General features: G+C 37.3%; 16 protein-coding genes. 12 read left to right on the top strand and 4 right to left on the bottom strand.

All coding sequences use genetic code 11. The annotated features are described in order from the left end of the window. Position 1: 1 nt before the first annotated feature. From O0955_RS11740 to O0955_RS11690, 11 genes are all read left to right on the top strand, one after another. Entirely contained in the window at positions 2-1453 is a 1452-nt protein-coding gene (locus O0955_RS11740) for a UDP-N-acetylmuramoyl-L-alanyl-D-glutamate--2,6-diaminopimelate ligase (RefSeq protein WP_269427727.1), read from the top strand. Positions 1454-1457: 4 nt separating this feature from the next. Further along, positions 1458-2705 (top strand): phospho-N-acetylmuramoyl-pentapeptide-transferase, encoded by a 1248-nt coding sequence (mraY, locus tag O0955_RS11735; protein WP_269427726.1) that lies wholly within the window; start codon positions 1458-1460, stop codon positions 2703-2705. 28 nt (positions 2706-2733) lie between these two features. After that, positions 2734-4125 (top strand): UDP-N-acetylmuramoyl-L-alanine--D-glutamate ligase, encoded by a 1392-nt coding sequence (gene murD, locus O0955_RS11730; RefSeq protein WP_428982411.1) that lies wholly within the window; start codon positions 2734-2736, stop codon positions 4123-4125. Positions 4126-4139: 14 nt separating this feature from the next. After that, positions 4140-5333, top strand: a complete 1194-nt coding sequence (locus tag O0955_RS11725; protein ID WP_269427725.1) for an FtsW/RodA/SpoVE family cell cycle protein — start codon at positions 4140-4142, stop codon at positions 5331-5333. A 118-nt stretch (positions 5334-5451) separates the two neighbouring features. Continuing rightward, entirely contained in the window at positions 5452-6558 is a 1107-nt protein-coding gene (gene murG, locus O0955_RS11720) for an undecaprenyldiphospho-muramoylpentapeptide beta-N-acetylglucosaminyltransferase (RefSeq protein ID WP_269427724.1), read from the top strand. Positions 6559-6653: 95 nt separating this feature from the next. Then, complete coding sequence (murC, locus tag O0955_RS11715; RefSeq protein WP_269427723.1) at positions 6654-8009, top strand: UDP-N-acetylmuramate--L-alanine ligase; 1356 nt, start codon at positions 6654-6656, stop codon at positions 8007-8009. Beyond that, positions 8002-9051, top strand: a complete 1050-nt coding sequence (locus tag O0955_RS11710; RefSeq protein WP_269427722.1) for a cell division protein FtsQ — start codon at positions 8002-8004, stop codon at positions 9049-9051. Before murC ends, O0955_RS11710 begins: the two co-directional genes overlap by 8 nt. A 51-nt stretch (positions 9052-9102) precedes the next feature. Beyond that, positions 9103-10461, top strand: coding sequence for a cell division protein FtsA (gene ftsA, locus O0955_RS11705; protein ID WP_269427721.1), 1359 nt, complete (start codon positions 9103-9105; stop codon positions 10459-10461). Between the two features lie 130 nt (positions 10462-10591). Continuing rightward, the gene (gene ftsZ, locus O0955_RS11700; protein WP_269427791.1) at positions 10592-12229 is read left to right on the top strand and encodes a cell division protein FtsZ; all 1638 of its coding nucleotides are present in this window, start codon (positions 10592-10594) and stop codon (positions 12227-12229) included. 166 nt (positions 12230-12395) lie between these two features. After that, a complete protein-coding gene (locus O0955_RS11695) occupies positions 12396-13637 on the top strand; it encodes an aminotransferase class I/II-fold pyridoxal phosphate-dependent enzyme (protein WP_269427720.1) in 1242 nt (413 codons plus the stop codon). Positions 13638-13892: 255 nt separating this feature from the next. Then, positions 13893-14069, top strand: a complete 177-nt coding sequence (locus O0955_RS11690; RefSeq protein ID WP_269427719.1) for a histone H1 — start codon at positions 13893-13895, stop codon at positions 14067-14069. Between the two features lie 152 nt (positions 14070-14221). Here O0955_RS11690 and dapA read toward each other — a convergent pair whose 3' ends face one another. The 4 genes from dapA to O0955_RS11670 form a co-directional block, all read right to left on the bottom strand. Then, positions 14222-15109 (bottom strand): 4-hydroxy-tetrahydrodipicolinate synthase, encoded by an 888-nt coding sequence (dapA, locus tag O0955_RS11685; protein ID WP_269427718.1) that lies wholly within the window; start codon positions 15107-15109, stop codon positions 14222-14224. Positions 15110-15169: 60 nt separating this feature from the next. Further along, positions 15170-15550 (bottom strand): GxxExxY protein, encoded by a 381-nt coding sequence (locus tag O0955_RS11680; RefSeq protein WP_269427717.1) that lies wholly within the window; start codon positions 15548-15550, stop codon positions 15170-15172. 77 nt (positions 15551-15627) lie between these two features. Continuing rightward, complete coding sequence (ligA, locus tag O0955_RS11675; protein ID WP_269427716.1) at positions 15628-17640, bottom strand: NAD-dependent DNA ligase LigA; 2013 nt, start codon at positions 17638-17640, stop codon at positions 15628-15630. 91 nt (positions 17641-17731) lie between these two features. Then, the gene (locus tag O0955_RS11670) at positions 17732-18409 is read right to left on the bottom strand and encodes an ACP phosphodiesterase (RefSeq protein ID WP_269427715.1); all 678 of its coding nucleotides are present in this window, start codon (positions 18407-18409) and stop codon (positions 17732-17734) included. Between the two features lie 189 nt (positions 18410-18598). On the opposite strand from O0955_RS11670, the gene tyrS reads away from it, so the two are divergent. Then, positions 18599-19885: a tyrosine--tRNA ligase gene (gene tyrS / locus O0955_RS11665; RefSeq protein WP_269427714.1), complete on the top strand. Its 1287-nt coding sequence runs from the start codon at positions 18599-18601 to the stop codon at positions 19883-19885. Positions 19886-19901: the final 16 nt, after the last annotated feature.

Raw genomic sequence — 19901 nt, 5'->3', positions numbered from 1 at the left:
TATGAAATTACAGGATTTACTTTATGGTGTAACAATACAAGAATTGGTTGGCAAAACCGATAGAAGTATTCATGCGCTAAATTTTGATTCCCGTAAAATAGAAAAAGACGATGTTTTCTTTGCCATCGTTGGTACTGCGGTTGACGCACATACTTATATCGGTCAAACAATTGGTATGGGAGCTGCGGTAATTGTTTGCGAGGTTTTACCTGAAAATATTGATTCTGAAGTTACCTATGTAAAAGTTCAAAATTCTTCAGTAGCCCTTGGAATTATGTCCGGTAACTTTTTCGGAAACCCTTCGGCATCCTTAAAACTGATTGGCATTACCGGAACAAATGGTAAAACAACTATTGCAACCATTTTATTTAAGTTGTTTAAAGATCTGGGTTATAAAACAGGTTTGCTGTCTACTGTTGAAAATTATATTCATGATGTTGTAGTTCCGGCTACGCATACCACGCCTAATCCAATTGCATTAAATGCTTTATTAAAGGAGATGGTTAATGCCGGCTGCGACTATTGTTTTATGGAAGTAAGCTCGCATGCGGTTTCGCAACACCGTATTGAAGGTTTAACATTTGCTGGTGGCGTTTTTTCTAATTTAACACACGATCATTTAGATTTTCACAAAACCTTCGACAGTTATTTAAAAGCCAAAAAAGCATTTTTTGATGGTTTACCTAAATCTGCTTTTGCATTGACCAATATCGATGATAAAAACGGTATGGTCATGTTGCAAAATACAAAGGCTCATAAAAAGACTTATGCGCTAAAACAACTGGCAGATTTTAAAGCAAAAATTATAGAAAACCAATTTAGTGGTTTACACCTGGATATTGATAATGAAGATGTTTACTTCAAATTGGTGGGTTCTTTTAACGCATATAATTTGCTTGCCGTTTACGGAACAGCCATTCTGCTGGAGCAGGATAAACTTAAGGTTTTAACTCTGTTAAGTCGTTTGAGTGGTGCAGAGGGTCGTTTCGATTACATTACTTCTGCAGATCATATTATTGGTATTGTAGATTATGCACACACGCCTGATGCGGTACAAAACGTATTGAGCACCATTGCAAATATCCGTAAAGGAACGGAACAGGTGATTACAGTAATTGGCTGCGGTGGCGATCGTGATAAAACAAAACGCCCGATTATGGCTCAGGTTGCCTGCGATTGGAGTGATAAAGTAATCCTTACATCCGATAATCCACGCACTGAAGATCCGCAAAGTATTATTACCGAAATGGAAGCCGGTGTATCGCCAACAAATAAACGTAAAACGATATCCATTTTGGATAGAAAGGAAGCTATAAAAACCGCTTGCCATTTGGCACAAAGCGGAGATATTATTCTTGTAGCCGGAAAAGGCCATGAAAAATATCAGGAAATAAATGGGGTAAGAAACCATTTTGACGATAAAGAACTATTGATGGAACAACTAAACCCTTAAGCTGATGTTATATTTATTATTCGAATACCTGCATAAGCACTACGATATACCCGGATTAAGGTTGTTTCAATACATTACTTTCCGTGCCTCTATTTCTATTATCCTTTCTTTAATTATTACAACCGTATATGGCCGTAGAATTATCGATTTTCTGCATAAAATGCAGGTTGGAGAAACGGTTAGGAACTTAGGTCTGGAAGGGCAAATGCAAAAACAAGGTACGCCAACTATGGGTGGTATTATGATTTTGCTTGGTATTTTGATCCCAACAATCTTATTCGCCAATATTACCAATGTTTATGTTATCCTGATGATTGTAACCACCATTTGGATGGGTGCAATTGGTTTCCTTGATGATTATATCAAGGTATTTAAAAAGAATAAAGAAGGTCTAGCCGGTCGTTTTAAAGTGGTTGGTCAGGTAGGTTTGGGCTTAATTATTGGCTGGACGATGTATTTCAATCCTAACATTGTTGTTAGAGAAACCGTTCAGGATAATGTTAAAAATACCTCGGCAGCACCGATGGTTTTGCGTCAGAAAGGCGAAACATTCTATTATACGCAGGATGTAAAATCGACTAAAACCAATATGCCTTTTTATAAAAATAATGAGTTTGATTATGCAAAGGTGCTTAAGTTTTTAGGCGATGGTTATGAAAAATATGCATTTATTGTGTTTCTGGCTTTTACCGTTTTTATTATTACAGCAGTATCAAACGGGGCTAATATAACCGATGGTATCGATGGGCTGGCAACAGGAACATCAGCTATTATTGGTACAACACTCGGAATTTTGGCCTACGTTTCGGGTAACACGGTAATTGCAGATTACCTCAATATTATGTACATCCCCAATTCGGGAGAGCTCATGATTTTTGCTGGTGCTTTTGTTGGGGCATGTGTTGGCTTTCTTTGGTATAATTCCTATCCGGCTCAGGTTTTTATGGGCGATACCGGAAGTTTAGCCATTGGAGGAATCATCGCTGCTTTTGCCATCATGATCCGCAAAGAACTTTTGATCCCGATTTTATGCGGTTTGTTCCTGGTTGAACTGGTTTCTGTAATTATGCAGGTTTCCTATTTCAAATACACAAAGAAAAAATTTGGCGAAGGCCGGAGGATTTTCCTGATGTCGCCTTTACACCACCATTATCAAAAGAAAGGTTATCACGAGGCTAAAATTGTAACCAGGTTTTGGATTATCGGAATTATGCTGGCCATTATGACCATTGTAACCTTGAAATTAAGATAAAACATAAAAATATTAAAAAGACAATATAATGAGCATCAATCCTAATTTAACACAAAGCAAAGCGAAGTCAGAAATGGCAGGGCAGAGCCGTGTAGTTATTTTAGGCGCCGGCGAAAGCGGTGTTGGTGCTGCAAAATTGGCACAACAGCAAGGCTTTGATGTATTTGTATCCGATTTCGGTGTAATTACAGATCATTATAAAGCAGCCTTAAAAAAATTGTCTATTGCTTTCGAATCTGAAAAACATACAGAAGATTTAATTCTGAATGCAGATGAGGTAATTAAAAGCCCGGGCATCCCTGCAACAGCAGCTATCATTAAAAAACTGGTTGCAAAAGGTATTTCTGTGATCTCAGAAATTGAGTTTGCGAAAAGGTATACTAATGCAAAAACCATTTGTATTACCGGTTCCAACGGGAAATCGACCACAAGTTTGCTTACTTATCATATTTTGAAAAAAGCTGGGTTAAATGTGGGTTTGGCAGGCAATATCGGGCAAAGCTTTGCAGCGCAGGTGGCTACCGAACATTTCGATTGGTATGTTTTAGAAATCTCAAGCTTTATGCTGGACGATATGTTCAAGTTCAAGGCTGATGTAGCTGTTTTGCTTAACATTACACCAGATCATTTAGACCGTTACGATTATAAGCTGGAAAACTATGCGGCATCTAAAATGCGGATTATTCAAAACCAGACCGGAAACGATGTTTTTATCTACTGCGCTGATGACGAAGAAAGTTTAAAAGCTTTAAAAAATATTAAGCCTCAGGCTAAAACTTATCCCTTTTCAATCACTAAGAAAGTAGAGACAGGCGCTTTTTTAGAGAACGATACCATACACATCCTTATAGAACCAAATAACGAACTAACCATGTCTATTTCAGATTTAGCCTTACAAGGCAAGCACAACATTTACAATTCTATGGCTTCGGGCATTGTTGCAAAAGTATTAGAATTAAGAAATGATTCCATTCGCGAAAGTATGGGTGATTTCAAGAATATTGAGCACAGATTGGAACACGTAGCCAAAATTTCAGGAATAGATTTTATTAATGATAGTAAGGCTACCAATGTAAATTCTACCTGGTATGCTTTAGAAAGCATGAGCACCGATGTAATACTGATTATGGGTGGCGTTGATAAGGGAAATGATTACAACATGCTTAAGGATTTGGTAAAAAGTAAGGTAAAAGCAATTGTTTGTTTGGGTAAAGATAACAAACGGATACATGATGCTTTTGAAGATGATGTGGATGTGATTGTGAATACTTTTTCGGCTGATGAAGCTGCACAAATAGCTTATCATCTGGCAAAGCGTGGCGATACTGTTTTATTATCACCGGCATGTGCAAGTTTTGATTTGTTTAAAAATTATGAAGACCGCGGCAATCAGTTTAAAGCGGCAGTAAGAGAATTATAGAAGGAGGTTGTAATATGTTGCAGGCACTACTTAATAAAACAAAAGGCGATAGATGGATCTGGCTGATCATCATCCTGCTTTCGCTTATATCAGTGATGGCTGTATATAGCGCAACTGGAACTTTAGCCTATAAAAAAGGTATTGGGGTAGAAAAATTATTATTAACCAAGCACCTTATTTTTGTGCTTTTGGGTATTGGCATGATTTACATCGCTCACTTACTGGATTACCGGTACTATGCAGGTATTTCTAAGGTATTGATGATTGTAACCATACCTTTATTGATTTATACATTAATATTTGGTACAAACTTAAACGATGCATCACGCTGGGTTAAAATTCCGGTAATTGGCTTAACCTTTCAAACATCCGATTTGGCTAAACTGGCTTTAATTACCTTTTTAGCCAGGATGCTGACCAAGAAACAGGAAAACATCAAGAATGTAAAAGAATCATTTATTCCAATTATGGGTTCTGTTTGTGTGGTTTTCGTGTTAATTGCGCTGGCCAATTTATCAACAGCTTTAATGTTGTTTGGTGTAAGTATTTTACTGCTTATTATAGGTAGAATTAGTATAAAACAAATTGCAATAGTTTGTGCAGGCGGATTGATTTTGCTCATGTTCGTGTTCTTTTTGGGACCAAGGAGAAAAACGTACATGTCGCGTATTAACTCGTTTATGCATCCGGAGATGCAGCACTCAGATAAAACTTTCCAGGCAGATCAGGCAAAAATTGCCCTGGCTACTGGTGGTGTTTTTGGTAAAGGACCAGGTAATAGCACACAGCGTAATTTCCTTCCGCACCCATATTCCGATTTTATTTTCGCCATTATTATTGAAGAATGGGGAACACTGGGGGGAATTATAATTATGATGCTTTACCTGGTGCTCTTATACCGGTGTATAAAAATAGTAACAAAGGCCCCCAAGGCATTTGGGGCTTTGCTGGCCGCAGGATTAAGTTTTAGTTTAACCATACAGGCATTTGCCAATATGGCTGTTGCGGTTGGTTTAGGTCCGGTAACGGGTGTGCCGTTGCCATTAGTAAGCATGGGTGGTACATCTATGATTTTTACCAGTGTGGCTTTTGGTATTATTTTGAGCGTAAGCCGGGATGTTGAAGAAAATGCCGGAGTGGGTACCAAAGAAGATAAAGAAAAAATAAAAAATAAAGTCATTGTTGGAGAAATTCCGGCAATGGCGTAAAAGCTGAAAGCTTAAATTGAAGCGAATGTTTCATCTCCACGTCATTGCGAGGAACGAAGCAATCTTAAAGCAGAGACAGGCTTTAGTTGAATAGTAATAAATAGAAAGAAAATTAAAAATGAATAATTCCCCAAAAATTATCATATCAGGTGGTGGCACTGGCGGGCATATTTTTCCCGCCGTGGCCATAGCCAATGCGCTTAAGCGTATTGTGCCCGCTTGTGAAATTTTATTTGTGGGCGCCACAGGCCGTATGGAAATGGAAAAAGTTCCTGCAGCCGGATATAAGATTGTTGGTTTAAATATTAGTGGAATACAAAGAGGGTCGATTGTTAAAAATCTGGCGCTCCCTTTTAAAGTAATTGGCAGTGTGCGTAAGGCTATGCAAATTATTAAAGAGTTTAAACCGGATGTTGTGGTTGGTGTAGGTGGGTATGCATCAGGGCCTTTATTGTATGCCGCATCTTCAAAGGGTATTCCATACTTAATACAGGAACAAAACTCTTATGCAGGAGTAACCAATAAATGGCTGGGTAAAAAAGCTTCAAAAATTTGTGTGGCTTTTGATGAAATGGAACAGTTTTTTCCAGCTGATAAAATATTGAAAACCGGAAACCCGGTACGGACCGAAGTTGTTGATATTAAAGGAAAACATTATGCAGGTGCAGAGTTGCTAAAGCTCGATCCTCAAAAGAAAATTATTTTGGTTACAGGCGGAAGTCTTGGCGCCGGAACTTTAAACAAAAGTATTGAAAAACATTTGCCCGAAATACTTGCCGAAGATGTGCAGGTAATTTGGCAAACAGGTAAGTTTTACTACAAAGGAATTATGGAAAGATTAGGACTGGATTATCACCCTAACGTCCGGATTCTGGAGTTTTTAAATAAAATGGATTTAGCTTATGCTGCTGCAGATGTAATCATCAGCAGGGCAGGTGCAGGAACCATTGCAGAACTTTGCTTAATTAAAAAACCGGTGATTTTGGTGCCTTCTCCAAATGTTGCAGAAGATCATCAAACCAAAAATGCAATGGCTTTGGTTAAAAATAATGCGGCCATCTTAATAAACGATCGTTCAGCAGAAGATACATTGGTTGCAGAAGCCTTAAAAATGTTGAAAGATAAAACACTTTGCGAAAAGCTATCCGAAAACATTGGTAAAATGGCTCTGCCGCAAGCAGATGAGATTATTGCAAATGAAGTTTTGAAGTTGATAAAAAACTAGAATAATAGATAATAATAATTGGAGATAATATACCTGAACGAAAGAAAGACAGCTTTAAGCTTTGGTTTTTCATCTTTCAGCTTAGTTAAGAAGAAATGGAATTAGACAAAATAAACAGAGCGTATTTCGTGGGTATCGGTGGTATCGGGATGAGTGCGCTTGCCCGTTATTTTGCTAAGCGGGGTGTTGCGGTTTGCGGTTATGATAAAACCAGAACCAAATTAACCGAAACACTAGAACAGGAAGGGATATTAATTTCTTATTTAGATGAAGCAGCTGCATTGCCATGCGCATTTCTGGATAAACATGATGATACACTGGTTGTTTATACCCCTGCCATTCCAAAAGATTCCAAAATTTTAAATCACTTTAAAAACAAAAACTTTAGTTTAAAAAAACGGTCAGAGGTTTTAGGAATTATCAGTAAAGGCATGTTCTGCATTGCAGTAGCCGGCACACATGGTAAAACTACTACATCATCCATTGTAGCTCATCTTTTAAAAGATACGGGTTACGATTGTACTGCTTTTTTAGGCGGCATTACCAGCAATTATAACAGTAATGTACTGTTTGGCAAAAATAATGTTGTAGTTGTTGAAGCAGATGAATACGATCGTTCGTTTTTAACCCTTCATCCTGATGTAGCTGTAATTACTTCGATGGATGCGGATCATTTGGATATTTACGGTGATAAGCGTCATTTAGAAGAATCATTTCATTTATTTGCTAACCAGCTAAAAGAGGGCGGCAAGTTATATGCGCATGAAGGATTGCCATTAAAAGAAGCAATCACTTATGCAGCAAGCTCAACGGCAACTGCCCGGGCAGAAAACTTAAGAGTTGAAGGTTCAAAATTTGTTTTCGATTATACAGATGCTTCGCATACTATAAAAGATTTGAACCTGATGTTGCCCGGCAAGCACAATGTTGAAAATACAACCGCAGCAATTGCAATTGCTTTACAGTTGGGTATTGATGCAGAAAAGGTTAAACAGGCAGTAGCGAGTTTTAAAGGTGTTAAACGTCGTTTCGAATATGTGGTTAATAACGACAGGCAAATTTATATCGATGATTATGCACATCATCCTGAAGAATTAAAGGCCTGCTTTGATGCCGTTAGGCAGTTATACCCGGATAAGAAATTAACAGTAGTTTTTCAACCGCATTTATTTAGCCGTACCCGGGATTTTGCCGATGATTTTGCAAAAGTATTAAGTACTGCAGATGAGTTGATGTTGCTGGAGATTTATCCTGCACGGGAATTACCCATTGAAGGCATAAACGCTGCTTACCTGCTGGATAAAATTACATTGAATAATAAACAGGTTTGTACAAAGGAATTTGTAGTTAAATACGTTAAAGAAACAAAACCCGAACTGATTTTAACCGTTGGAGCAGGAGATATAGACACATTAATTGAACCCTTAAAAAACACCATTAACAATGCTTAAACGGATTAACTGGAAAGCAATATATTTTGGGTTTGCATGGCTGATTAGCTTGTGCGGAGTGGTTGTACTATTGAGTTTTATCAATGTTAAAAAACAAACCGTTAAATGTACCAACGTTAAGATTTTAATTCCTGGTGCAGATAATTTTATTGAACGTGAAGAAATTGATGCTATCCTAAGAGAAGATCAGGGAGTGCTTTTGGGCAGGAACCTTGAAAATATCAACATTCATCAAATCGAAAAGAAATTAAGGTCTAATCCATACATCGGTTTTGCAAAAGTGTATGTAGATATGGATGGGGTAATGCACATTGAGGTAAAACAAAGACAGCCAATACTGCGAATTTTAAACAATGGCGGACAAGATTTTTATATCGATAATGATGGTTTAAAAATGCCGATCTCATCAAATTTCACGGCAAATGTTCTGGTCGCTACCGGAAATATTGCAGAGGTATTTGGCAGTCGTGTGGATACTTTGCATACACAATTGGCCAGAGATTTGTATAAAACAGCGCAATACATCAAAAGAGATACTTTATGGGATTCTCAGATTGAACAAATTATTGTAGATGATAAAAACGACATGGTTTTGATTCCGCGGGTCGGTGATGAACATATTATATTGGGCAATGCAGATTCACTTGATGTTAAAATGAAAAACCTGCATATTTTTTATAAAAGGGCTATGCCTCAGGTCATCGCCAGACAGTACAAAACGATTAATATTAAATATACCAACCAGGTTGTTTGCGAAAAGAGAGATTCAACAGCCCTGAAGAAAGTAAAACCAGTTTCAGCAGAAGATATTTCAAGATTAAGAGATAAGGTTGCTGATTCATTAATAAATGATGTGATTGGTGATGCGATAAGAAACGATGAAGCTGGAACAGCGCCTGAAAAACCGGTGACAGTGAAGCCTAAACCGGTAGAAAAACCTGTGGCAGTGAAACCAAAACCGGTAGAAAAGCCTAAAGTTGAAAAACCAAAACCAGCAAAACCCGATGCAACACAGCGGAAGCCGGTAACACAAAAGAAATAACAAATAGATCCCTAGAAAAACAATATATATAACTCAACAAAATTAACGAATATGGACAAGGCAAAATTTACCAGTCAGTCTCCCATTGTAGTAGGATTAGATATCGGTACTACAAAAATCTGTGTTATTGTAGGCCGTAGAACGCAGCACGGTAAGGTAGAAATTTTAGGAATTGGAAAGGCAGAATCGGCGGGTGTTACGCGTGGGGTAGTATCTAACATTCAAAAAACAGTGCAGGGGATAGCGCAGGCAGTAGAAGTGGCCAGCGGTCAATCCAATGTAGAAATACAGGTGGTAAATGTAGGGATTGCCGGTCAGCACATTAAGAGCTTACAGCACCGCGGTATTTTAACCAGAAGGGAATTAAATAACGAAATTGGAAAAAAAGATATCGATAAATTAATCGATGATATGTTTAAGCTGGTGATGCCACCGGGAGAAGAAATTATCCATGTGCTGCCACAAGAGTTTACGATTGATAACGAGCCGGGTATTAAAGATCCGATTGGTATGGCTGGGGTTCGCCTTGAAGCCAACTTCCATATTATTTCGGGACAGGTAACGGCGGTAAAAAACATTATCAAATGTGTGAACAACGCAGGATTACAAACTCAGGATTTAATTCTTGAGCCTTTAGCTTCTTCTGAATCGGTGTTGAGCGATGAAGAAAAAGAAGCTGGTATTGCTTTGGTTGATATTGGTGGGGGTACTACAGATATTGCTATTTTCCACGAGGGAATTATTCGTCATACAGCAGTTATTCCATTTGGCGGTAACAGTGTAACAGAAGATATCCGTGAAGGCTGTTCTGTAATGCGTAATCAGGCTGAGTTATTAAAAACACGTTTTGGATCAGCTTTAGCTGAAGAAAATAAAGAAAACGAAATTATTTGTGTTCCGGGCTTACGTGGCCGCGAACCAAAAGAAATTTCGGTAAAAAACCTGGCTTATGTTATTCAGGCCCGTATGGAAGAAATCATAGAACATGTTTACTATGAAATTAAATCTTCAGGTTACGAGAAAAAATTAATTGGTGGTATTGTAATCACTGGCGGTGGTGCTTTATTGAAACACTTAAGCCAGTTGGTGGAGTATGTTACCGGTTTAGATTGCCGGATTGGTTATCCGAATGAGCATTTATCTAAATACGAAGATATGCCAAAAACCATTTACGACGATTTAAAAAGCCCGATGTATGCAACCAGCGTTGGTTTGTTAATTAAAGGTATTTTGAAAGCAGAAGAGCTGATTGAAGAAATGAAACAGCCGGGCGTATTTGTTGAGAAAGCGAAAATAGCGAAGGATAAAGAAAAACGCGGACCTGGCCTATTCGATAAATTGTTGGCAAAAACAAGAACTTTCATTCAGGATGATATGAATGTTAGCGACGAAGATTACCTGAAAAGCTAATTATTTTTCAACAAAAGATGAGTTTTCCACATTCTTAACACTTGTGGAAAACGTGTGTTGAAAAAGTGTTAATATTACATTGAGTAATGAACAGGAATTAAGAATTTTTAAACAACTGATTCATAAGATTATGCAGTTCGAAATGTTAAAAGATAAGTCATCAATCATCAAAGTAATTGGTGTTGGAGGCGGTGGCGGCAACGCAGTAAACCATATGTACCTGTCGGGTATTACTGGTGTGGATTTTATTATTTGTAATACGGATGCCCAGGCCCTCGAGTCTAGCCCTATACCTAACAAGGTACAATTAGGTGCTAGTTTAACCGAAGGAATGGGAGCTGGTTCTATTCCTGAAGTTGGTAAAAACTCAGCTATAGAAAATATAGACGATATTAAAGCCATGCTGGGCAGCACAACCAAAATGTTGTTTATTACAGCAGGAATGGGTGGTGGTACAGGTACGGGCGCAAGCCCGATTATTGCAAAAGCCGCTAAAGAACTTGACATTTTAACTGTGGCCATTATTACTACGCCTTTCTCTTTTGAAGGAAAAAGACGTCGTTTGCAGGCAGACGAAGGAATGGAAGAGCTGAAAAAGTATGTAGATTCTTATTTGGTAATTTCAAACGACCGTTTGCGTGAAATTTTCGGAAACTTAACCCTAGGCTCTGCTTTTGGTCAGGCTGATGATATTTTAACCACTGCAGCTAAAGGTATTGCAGAGATTATTACCGTACCGGGTTACATCAACGTGGATTTTAAAGATGTGCGTACCGTTATGAAAGATAGCGGTGTAGCCATCATGGGTAGTTTTGCATCAGAAGGTGATGACAGAGCATTGCAAGCTGTAGAAGGCGCTTTAGCTTCACCACTATTAAAAGATAACGAAATTGAAGGTGCCCGTTATATTTTATTAAATATCAGTTCGGGCGTACGTGAAGTAACAATGGATGAAGTTTCCATTATTACTGATTACATTCAGGAAAAAGCAGGTTTATCTGCTGATTTAATCTGGGGTAACTGTACCGATGAATCATTAGGAGACCGCCTTTCAGTAACCATTATTGCTACCGGATTCCAAACTTCAGAAGAACGTGTTAACGAAGAAAAAAATAAAAAGAAAATTTCTTTATTAACACCTGAAGAAGCACCATTAGTGCGTGTTGTTGAGCCTGTTAATTCTTTTATCCAGCCAAAAGCCACTCCTTCATACGAGCCGGTTTTAAAAGCGAAAGAAGAAACTTCACAAGCTGACTTATTTGGTGGTTTATTTAACAAACCTGAAGCACCTAAATTAGAGGAGCATGAAAATAATGTTGTCCGCCATACCTTAATAGAAGAAGAGCCACAAGCGGAAGCACCTGCAGAAACTGGTTTTGAATTTGAAGTTAAGCTGGCAGAAACCAATTTTGTATTCGAAACACCGGTTGCAGAAATTCCGGCAATGCCTGAACCTGAGCCTGAACCAGAAATTGAAATGCCTGTTGTTGGTTTGGATGACGATAAAAATGACGAATCAATGGAAGAGCAGCTTAGAAAATCTAAAGAACGTATTTTACGTTTAAAAGATTTGAGCATGAAGTTGCGTACCACCAATGGTTTACAGGAATTAGAAAATGAGCCTGCTTATAAACGTAAACAAATGCAGCTACAACAGGTTCAGCATTCGTCAGAATCGCAGGTGAGTCGCTTTACTTTAAGCAATGATCAGGAAGGCGGAACAGAGATCAGACCGAACAATTCTTTTTTACACGATAACGTTGATTAAAACCAACCAAATATATTTTAAAGCCCCGATTCAACATCGGGGCTTTTTTGGCATAAAATTAGCTTATATGATCGCGAAATTGACGTAACTCAGAAAGAATATATTGATTTTGAGCCAAATAAACATTAAATTTGCAACATTTTAAAGTACATAAATACATATTACATTGGATATATTTGATAAAATAGCAAAACACATGGGGCCGCTTGGTCAACACCAAAAATGGTCTCATGGGTATTTCTCTTTTCCAAAGTTAGAGGGAGAAATTGCACCACACATGCAGTTTCGCGGAAAAGAGCATCTGGTATGGAGCTTAAACAATTATTTAGGTTTAGCAAATCACCCAGAGGTTAGAAAAGCAGATCAGCAGGCAGCTGCAGATTTTGGTATGGCTTACCCAATGGGCGCCCGCATGATGAGCGGTAACTCCAAGTACCACGAACAATTGGAGCAAGAATTAGCTGCTTTTGTAGGTAAACCAGATGCATTTTTATTAAACTATGGCTATCAGGGTATGGTATCAATTATTGATACTTTAGTGGATAGAAATGATGTTGTGGTGTACGATGCTGAATCTCATGCTTGTATTGTAGATGGTTTACGTTTGCACATGGGTAAACGCTTTGTTTACAAACACAATGATATTGAAAGTGCCCGTAAACAATTAGAGCGTGCTACTAAATTGGTTGAAGAAACCGGTGGCGGTATTCTTTTAATTACTGAAGGTGTTTTCGGAATGAGCGGTGCTCAGGGTAAATTAAAAGAGCTTGTTGAACTTAAAAAAGAATTCAACTTCCGTATTTTAGTTGATGATGCACATGGTTTTGGTACAATGGGTAAAACCGGTGCGGGTACACACGAGGCACAGGATTGTATTGATGGTATTGATGTATATTTCGGTACTTTCGCAAAATCAATGGCGGGTATTGGTGCATTTGTAGCCTCAACAGAGCAAATTACCAACTTCTTAAGATATAACATGCGTTCGCAGACTTTTGCCAAGGCTTTACCTATGCCAATGGTAATTGGTTTGTTAAAACGTTTAGAATTATTAAAAAGCCAACCTGAATTAAAAGATAAACTTTGGGAAATTGCAATGACCCTGCAAAAAGGTTTACGCGAACGTGGTTTTGATTTAGGCGTAACAGATTCAGTAGTAACACCTGTTTTCTTAAAAGGCGAATTAACTGATGCTACAGCTATTACTTACGATTTACGCGAAAACTACAGTATTTTCTGTTCAATCGTTGTTTATCCGGTAATTCCTAAAGGTATGATCGAATTACGCTTAATTCCAACAGCTGTACATACATTAGAAGATGTTCAGCGTACTCTGGATGCTTTTAGTGAAGTGGCCGAAAAACTGGAAAGCGGTTATTATAAAGAAAATCAATTTGCTACGGTGTAATTGAAAGAATAAAATAAAAAGCCCTCTGGATTAATTCAGAGGGCTTTTTTATGTGTGTTTATTTGTAAGTTTTTGATTTTCAATGACTTATTTTGTGTTTTATTGCGTTTAATGTTTATAAATGAAGGGAATGTGGAAAAAAAGCACTTTTAAGGCTGTTTTTTCTTTTGGTAAAAGTTTTTTTATTTAATTAAACACATTAAATTAGAGTAAGTATTATTAAATTAACTTAAAAACTAAGAGGAGTTATTAAACATGAAAAAATTTGAAGAAGTAAAAGGTCTGATCGCAGCTTTAGAAGCAGATGCTGATAAGTTTTACAATAAAGGAAACAGCGCAGCTGGTACCCGTATTCGTAAAGGAATGCAAGACTTAAAAAACTTAGCGCAATCAATCCGTTTAGAAGTTCAGGAAACTAAAAACAAAGCCTAAACAAATTAAAAATATTTGAACCACAAAAAGACCTTGAATTTTCAAGGTCTTTTTTATTATGCTTAAGGTTTTAGGAGAGGCAATTACCTATAACAAAAAAAGCACCTGATGGTCTATCAGATGCTTTTCTTTAATTTTATTTTGAGTTTGGATTAAACCAATTGGCTCAATTTTTCTACTTCAGCTACAATGGCTTTTTCAAGAGAATCTGAAATTTTAGCCAAAGGAAGTCTAACTGTATCCCCGCAAACATTTAAGTGTTTTAAAGCCGCTTTAACACCAGCAGGATTGCCTTCAGCAAAAACCATTCTGGTAAAATCTATCAGGCTTAAATGAGCTGGTATTGCTGTTTTAAAATCTCCGGCAAGACAAAGATTAACCATATCAGAAAACTGTTTAGGTAAAGCATTTCCAATAACTGAAATAACTCCTGAAGCGCCTAAAGCAACCATTGGTAAAGTAATCGGATCATCCCCGGAAATTAAAAGAAAATCTTCCGGTTTATCCCTCATAATCTGGTTAAACTGATCGAAACTTCCCGAAGCCTCCTTTGTTGCAATAATGTTTTTAAAATCGTGTGCTAAACGGCAGGTTGTTTCCGGACTCATATTGCTTCCTGTACGCCCAGGTACATTATACAAAATTAAATCCAGCGGACTAACCTCGCTCAGGTATTTATAATGCTGATAAATGCCTTCCTGTGTTGGTTTATTGTAGTAAGGACTCACAGATAATATTGCACTGTAACCTGTAGCGTCAAAAGACTTTATATCTTCAGCAACAGCGAGTGTATCGTTACCACCAATACCAGCAACTAAAGGCAATCTGTTATTGTTAATTTCAGCAGTATAGGCCCAGATCTTCTTCTTCTCGTCCTTGGTCAATGTAGCGGTTTCGCCGGTTGTACCTAAGGAAACGAGATAATCTATCCCTCCATCTATCAAATGATTAATCAGGCTTTTTAAGCCATTATAATCAACTGATCCATCTGTGTTAAAAGGTGTAACAAGAGCTACACCAGTACCCTGAAATTTGTTCATTATGTTATTTTACTTTTTTATTCAAATTATTACAAACCGATAAAAGATAAGAAATTAGATTTAGAGATACCCATTCACAATACACCTTATTCCATCTTTTATTCTTGAAACATTAAAATTGATTAACAGCCCAAGTTTGCAGTTTGAGAGTTTTAAATACGTCAAGGCTTGAGTGAAATCTACATTATTCAATTCACTCACTACTTTCATTTCAATAATTACTTTCTCCTCAACTAAAATGTCAATTCTGTAACCACAATCTAAATTAACTTCCCTGTAAACTACTGGAAGCATTACCTGTGAAGAAACTTTTAACCCTAAATTTTTTAGTTCATATATTAAGCAGGCCTTATAAGCCGATTCTAATGAACCAGGGCCTAATTCTACATGCACATTGTGTGCCGCCTGAACAATAAGTTTGGCAATTTCATCTTCTGTCATCCCATTTTAAATTTAACCAGGATTTAAAAACCTTTATGGTTCTTGTGTCTTAGTGTTTTTATTTTTGGGATGGAGGTTTAATCTATCATTTCAAGCAACTCTGTATCACTAATCATTGGAATATTTAACTTCGTTGCCTTTTCCAATTTTGATGGTCCCATATTATCGCCAGCAACCAGGTAATTTAATTTACCAGAAATGCTGCTTAAAATTTTACCACCATTAGCTTCAATCAAGTCTTTTAGCTCGTCGCGGCTAAAGTTTTCAAAAACGCCCGAAATTACGAATGTTTTTCCAATAAGTTTATCACTAGCGAGTGTAATTACCTTTTCTTCAATTTCAAACTGTAATCCTGCTAATTTTAATAATTTTATTTGCTCTAAATGCTCTGTTTTTTCGAAATACTCAACAATACTCTCTGCAATCCGCTGTCCGATTTCATCAATAGCGATTAATTTTTCTATAGTTGCGGTAGCCAGCTTATCAATATTTTTAACACCGGCAGCTAATTTTCTGGCAACAGTTTCGCCTACGTAACGGATTCCTAATCCAAATAATACCTTTTCGAATGGCATTTCCTTAGATTTTTCTATTCCGGCAAGCATGTTATCAATAGAGCGTTCGCCAAAGCGATCTAATGTTTTAAGTTGTGTAGCCTTTTCATACAATTTGTATAGGTCGCTAATGTGATTCACCAAGCCATTTTTATAAAAGGTTTCTATTGTTTCGTCACCTAAACCATCAATATTCATGGCCTTACGGCTAATAAAATGCTGAATTTTACCCACAATTTGCGGTGGGCAGCCTTCGTCATTAGGACAATAGTGAACGGCTTCGCCTTCTTTTCTAATGAGCTCTGTTCCGCATTCAGGGCAATTGTGCAAATAATGTACTTTAACAGCGCCTGGTAAACGTTTATCCAGATTGACCTTAATGATTTTCGGGATAATCTCTCCACCTTTTTCAACAAAAACGGTATCTCCTTCGTGAAGATCTAAACGCTCTATTTCATTTGCATTATGCAAAGTAGCCCGTTTAACGGTAGTGCCAGCCAATAAAACGGGTTTCAAATTGGCAACAGGCGTAACGGCCCCGGTACGGCCAACCTGATAGGTAACCTGATTTAAAATAGTTTCAACCTCTGCAGCTTTGTATTTATAGGAAATTGCCCACCTCGGAGATTTTGCCGTAAAGCCTAATTCCTGTTGCTGGGCATAACTGTTAACTTTAATTACAATGCCATCAATATCATAACTTAATTTAAAACGTTCATTTTCCCAATGGTGAATGAAGTCTAAAACATCGTCAATACTTTTAACCAGTTTAGTATGTTCGCAAACATGAAAGCCCCAATCCTTTACGGCATTTAAACTTTCCCAATGCGTTTTAAATTCATTTTTATCGGTATAAAGGAAATAAATAAAGCCGTCTAACGGGCGTTTTGCAACTTCTTTACTGTCCTGCATTTTAATTGTGCCTGAGGCAAAATTTCGCGGATTTGCGTAAGGAATTTCTCCTAACTCTTCACGGGCTGCATTTAATTTTAAGAAGGCCGCTTTATGCATAAAAATCTCACCCCGGATTTCGAAGTGATCAGGTGCTGTTTTAGTCCTAATCTGATGGGGAACGATATGGATTGTTTTTACATTATTGGTTACATCATCACCTTGAGTACCGTCGCCACGGGTAACAGCTTTTAAAAGTTTACCATCCTGATAAGTTAAACTAATGGACAAACCATCAAATTTTAACTCGCAAACATATTCAAAATTATCACCGATTGCTTTGCGGATGCGCTCATCGAAATCACGTAAATCCTGTTCATTGTAGGTATTGCCCAAAGATAACATTGGGTATTTATGCTTTACGGTAACAAAATTTTTGGTAATGTCTCCACCAACGCGTTGGGTAGGAGAGTTAGGGTCAGCAAAATCCGGATTTAATTTTTCCAGTTCGGCTAAGTGTTTCAGTTTTTTATCAAATTCATAATCGCCGATGGTTGGCATAGCCAAAACATAATAATTGTAGTTGTGCTGGTTTAGTTCTGCAACCAGGGCATCCATTTCTTCTTTAACTGTAAATAGCGACATGAAACAAAGATAAAAAAAGGAAATATTGATTTAAGATTTTGGAAAACAAAAAGTATTACCTGGTTGAAATCCTGTATTAATTTTTTAGGCTTTACTTTCGTAGTTTTTCCTCAATTTCGTGAAAGATGTTTATGTAATCTTTTGCAAGAGTTTTTTTGAAAAAATCAAGTTGAAGCGTCACCTCGTTTAATTGCTTTTCTTCCAGGCTTTGAGGCCAAAGGCGCATACAGATTCTGTTTAATGCGTAGCTGATGTTTTCCAGTTTTTGATAACTTAATAAATATCTGCTGCTGATAAATCTTTCCAGAAAATTAAAGAAGACTTCAGGCTGTTTAAAATCGCAATGTTCCAAAAAGTCCGACAGGGATTCCTTTTTTACTTCCGTTAAGTGATTGTAAAAGTGAGCAACCTGAATTAGATTATGTTCAATTAATAAATGATCCAAAAGTAACTCCAAGCCAATATGTGCTAAAAAAGAAGGTCGGATTGGCGTATTTTCAACCGCAGGTTTAATTAACGTTTTTAATTCAGCTGTTTTCTCCATAAAGAAATCTGAAGAATGGAAAAATAAATCAACAGCCAAATGACGTTTCCAGCCTTTTAATAAATTTTCTTCATCAGGATTACCCTTAAAAAGGAATTCGTTTTTTTGAGGATATAAATTGGCATCTTTCGCTGCATTTTTAACCAAATCAGGCAAAACAGTACCCATCACCACATTTGGATTGTCAGTTAATCTGTCGAAATAATAATGCGATAGGAAATTCATTCGTTATAATTAAAACCTCCGGGTTAGCCAGAATAGTTTAGGCAAGATAATATTTTAAACGTTTAATTTTCTTCTGGCCAACAGCAAAAAAATAAAGATTGCAATTGTTAGGGTTTTTGGCAATCACATTAATCTTTATGCTTTTACCTTTCAGCTTAATAATTATCTTTGCCCAATTAATTTTATACCATGACAAATTTTGTTGAAGAGTTACGTTGGAGGGGCATGTTACACGATATTATGCCGAATACTGAAGAAAAGTTAAATGAGGGTATGACTTCTGGTTATATTGGCTTTGACCCGACCGCAGATTCGTTGCATGTTGGCCACCTGACTCAGATCATGACTTTAATCCATTTTCAAAAGGCAGGGCATAAGCCTTATGCTTTGGTTGGTGGTGCAACGGGTATGGTTGGCGATCCTTCGGGCAAATCGGATGAGCGTAATCTGCAAACGGAAGAAATGATTGAACACAACCTTGCGGGTATGAAACGCCAGCTTGCCAAGTTCTTAAAATTTGAAGAGGGTGGTAACGGTGCGGTAATGGTTAATAATGCCGATTGGTTTAGGGATATGAATTTATTTACTTTCATCAGAGATGTGGGTAAACACATTACCGTAAACTATATGATGGCAAAAGATAGTGTTAAAAGGCGTTTGGAAGGTGATTCAGGGCTTTCTTTTACTGAGTTTTGTTACCAGTTAATTCAGGGCTATGATTTTTACCATTTATGGAAAAACAATAACTGTTTGGTACAAATGGGTGGATCTGATCAGTGGGGAAACATTGTAACCGGAACGGAATTGATTAGAAGGAAAGATGCCGGAACCGCTTATGCCATTACAACACAGTTAATTAAAAAAGCCGATGGTACTAAATTCGGTAAAACAGAAAGTGGTGCAGTGTGGCTGGACGCAGAAAAAACTTCGCCATATAAATTTTACCAGTTCTGGCTAAATGCTACAGATGATGATGTGAAAAAATGGATCAGAATTTTTACACTTAAAACAAGAGCAGAAATTGAAGCGTTGGAAAAAGAGCATGATGCAGCGCCACATTTGCGCATTTTACAAAAAGCACTTGCGGAAGATATTACGGTAAAAACGCACTCCGTTGAGGCTTTGGAAACTGCCATTAAAACTTCCGAATTCTTATTTGGAAACGGTTCTCTTGAGTTTTTGAAAAGTTTATCTGCTGCGCAGGTTTTAGAAATGTTTGAAGGGATTCCTCAATTTAATATTTCGAAAACAGAACTTGCTGGCGGAATTGATGCTGCGACTTTACTGGCAGAGAAATCGGCGATATTTCCATCAAAAGGAGAAACAAAAAAATTAATTCAAGGTGGTGGTGTTTCTGTAAATAAAGAAAAAGTAGCTGATGCGAATCAAATCTTTAATGCAGATCATTTAATAAACGATAAATTTATTGTGGTGCAAAAAGGTAAGAAAAACTATTTCCTTTTAATCGCCGGATAATAAAATATGAAAGGCA

Source organism: Pedobacter punctiformis (genome assembly GCF_027213715.1).
Taxonomy (GTDB): Bacteria; Bacteroidota; Bacteroidia; order Sphingobacteriales; family Sphingobacteriaceae; genus Pedobacter; species Pedobacter punctiformis.
The sequence above is the reverse complement of the archived record's forward strand: the minus strand, read 5'-3'. Positions and strand labels throughout refer to the sequence as shown.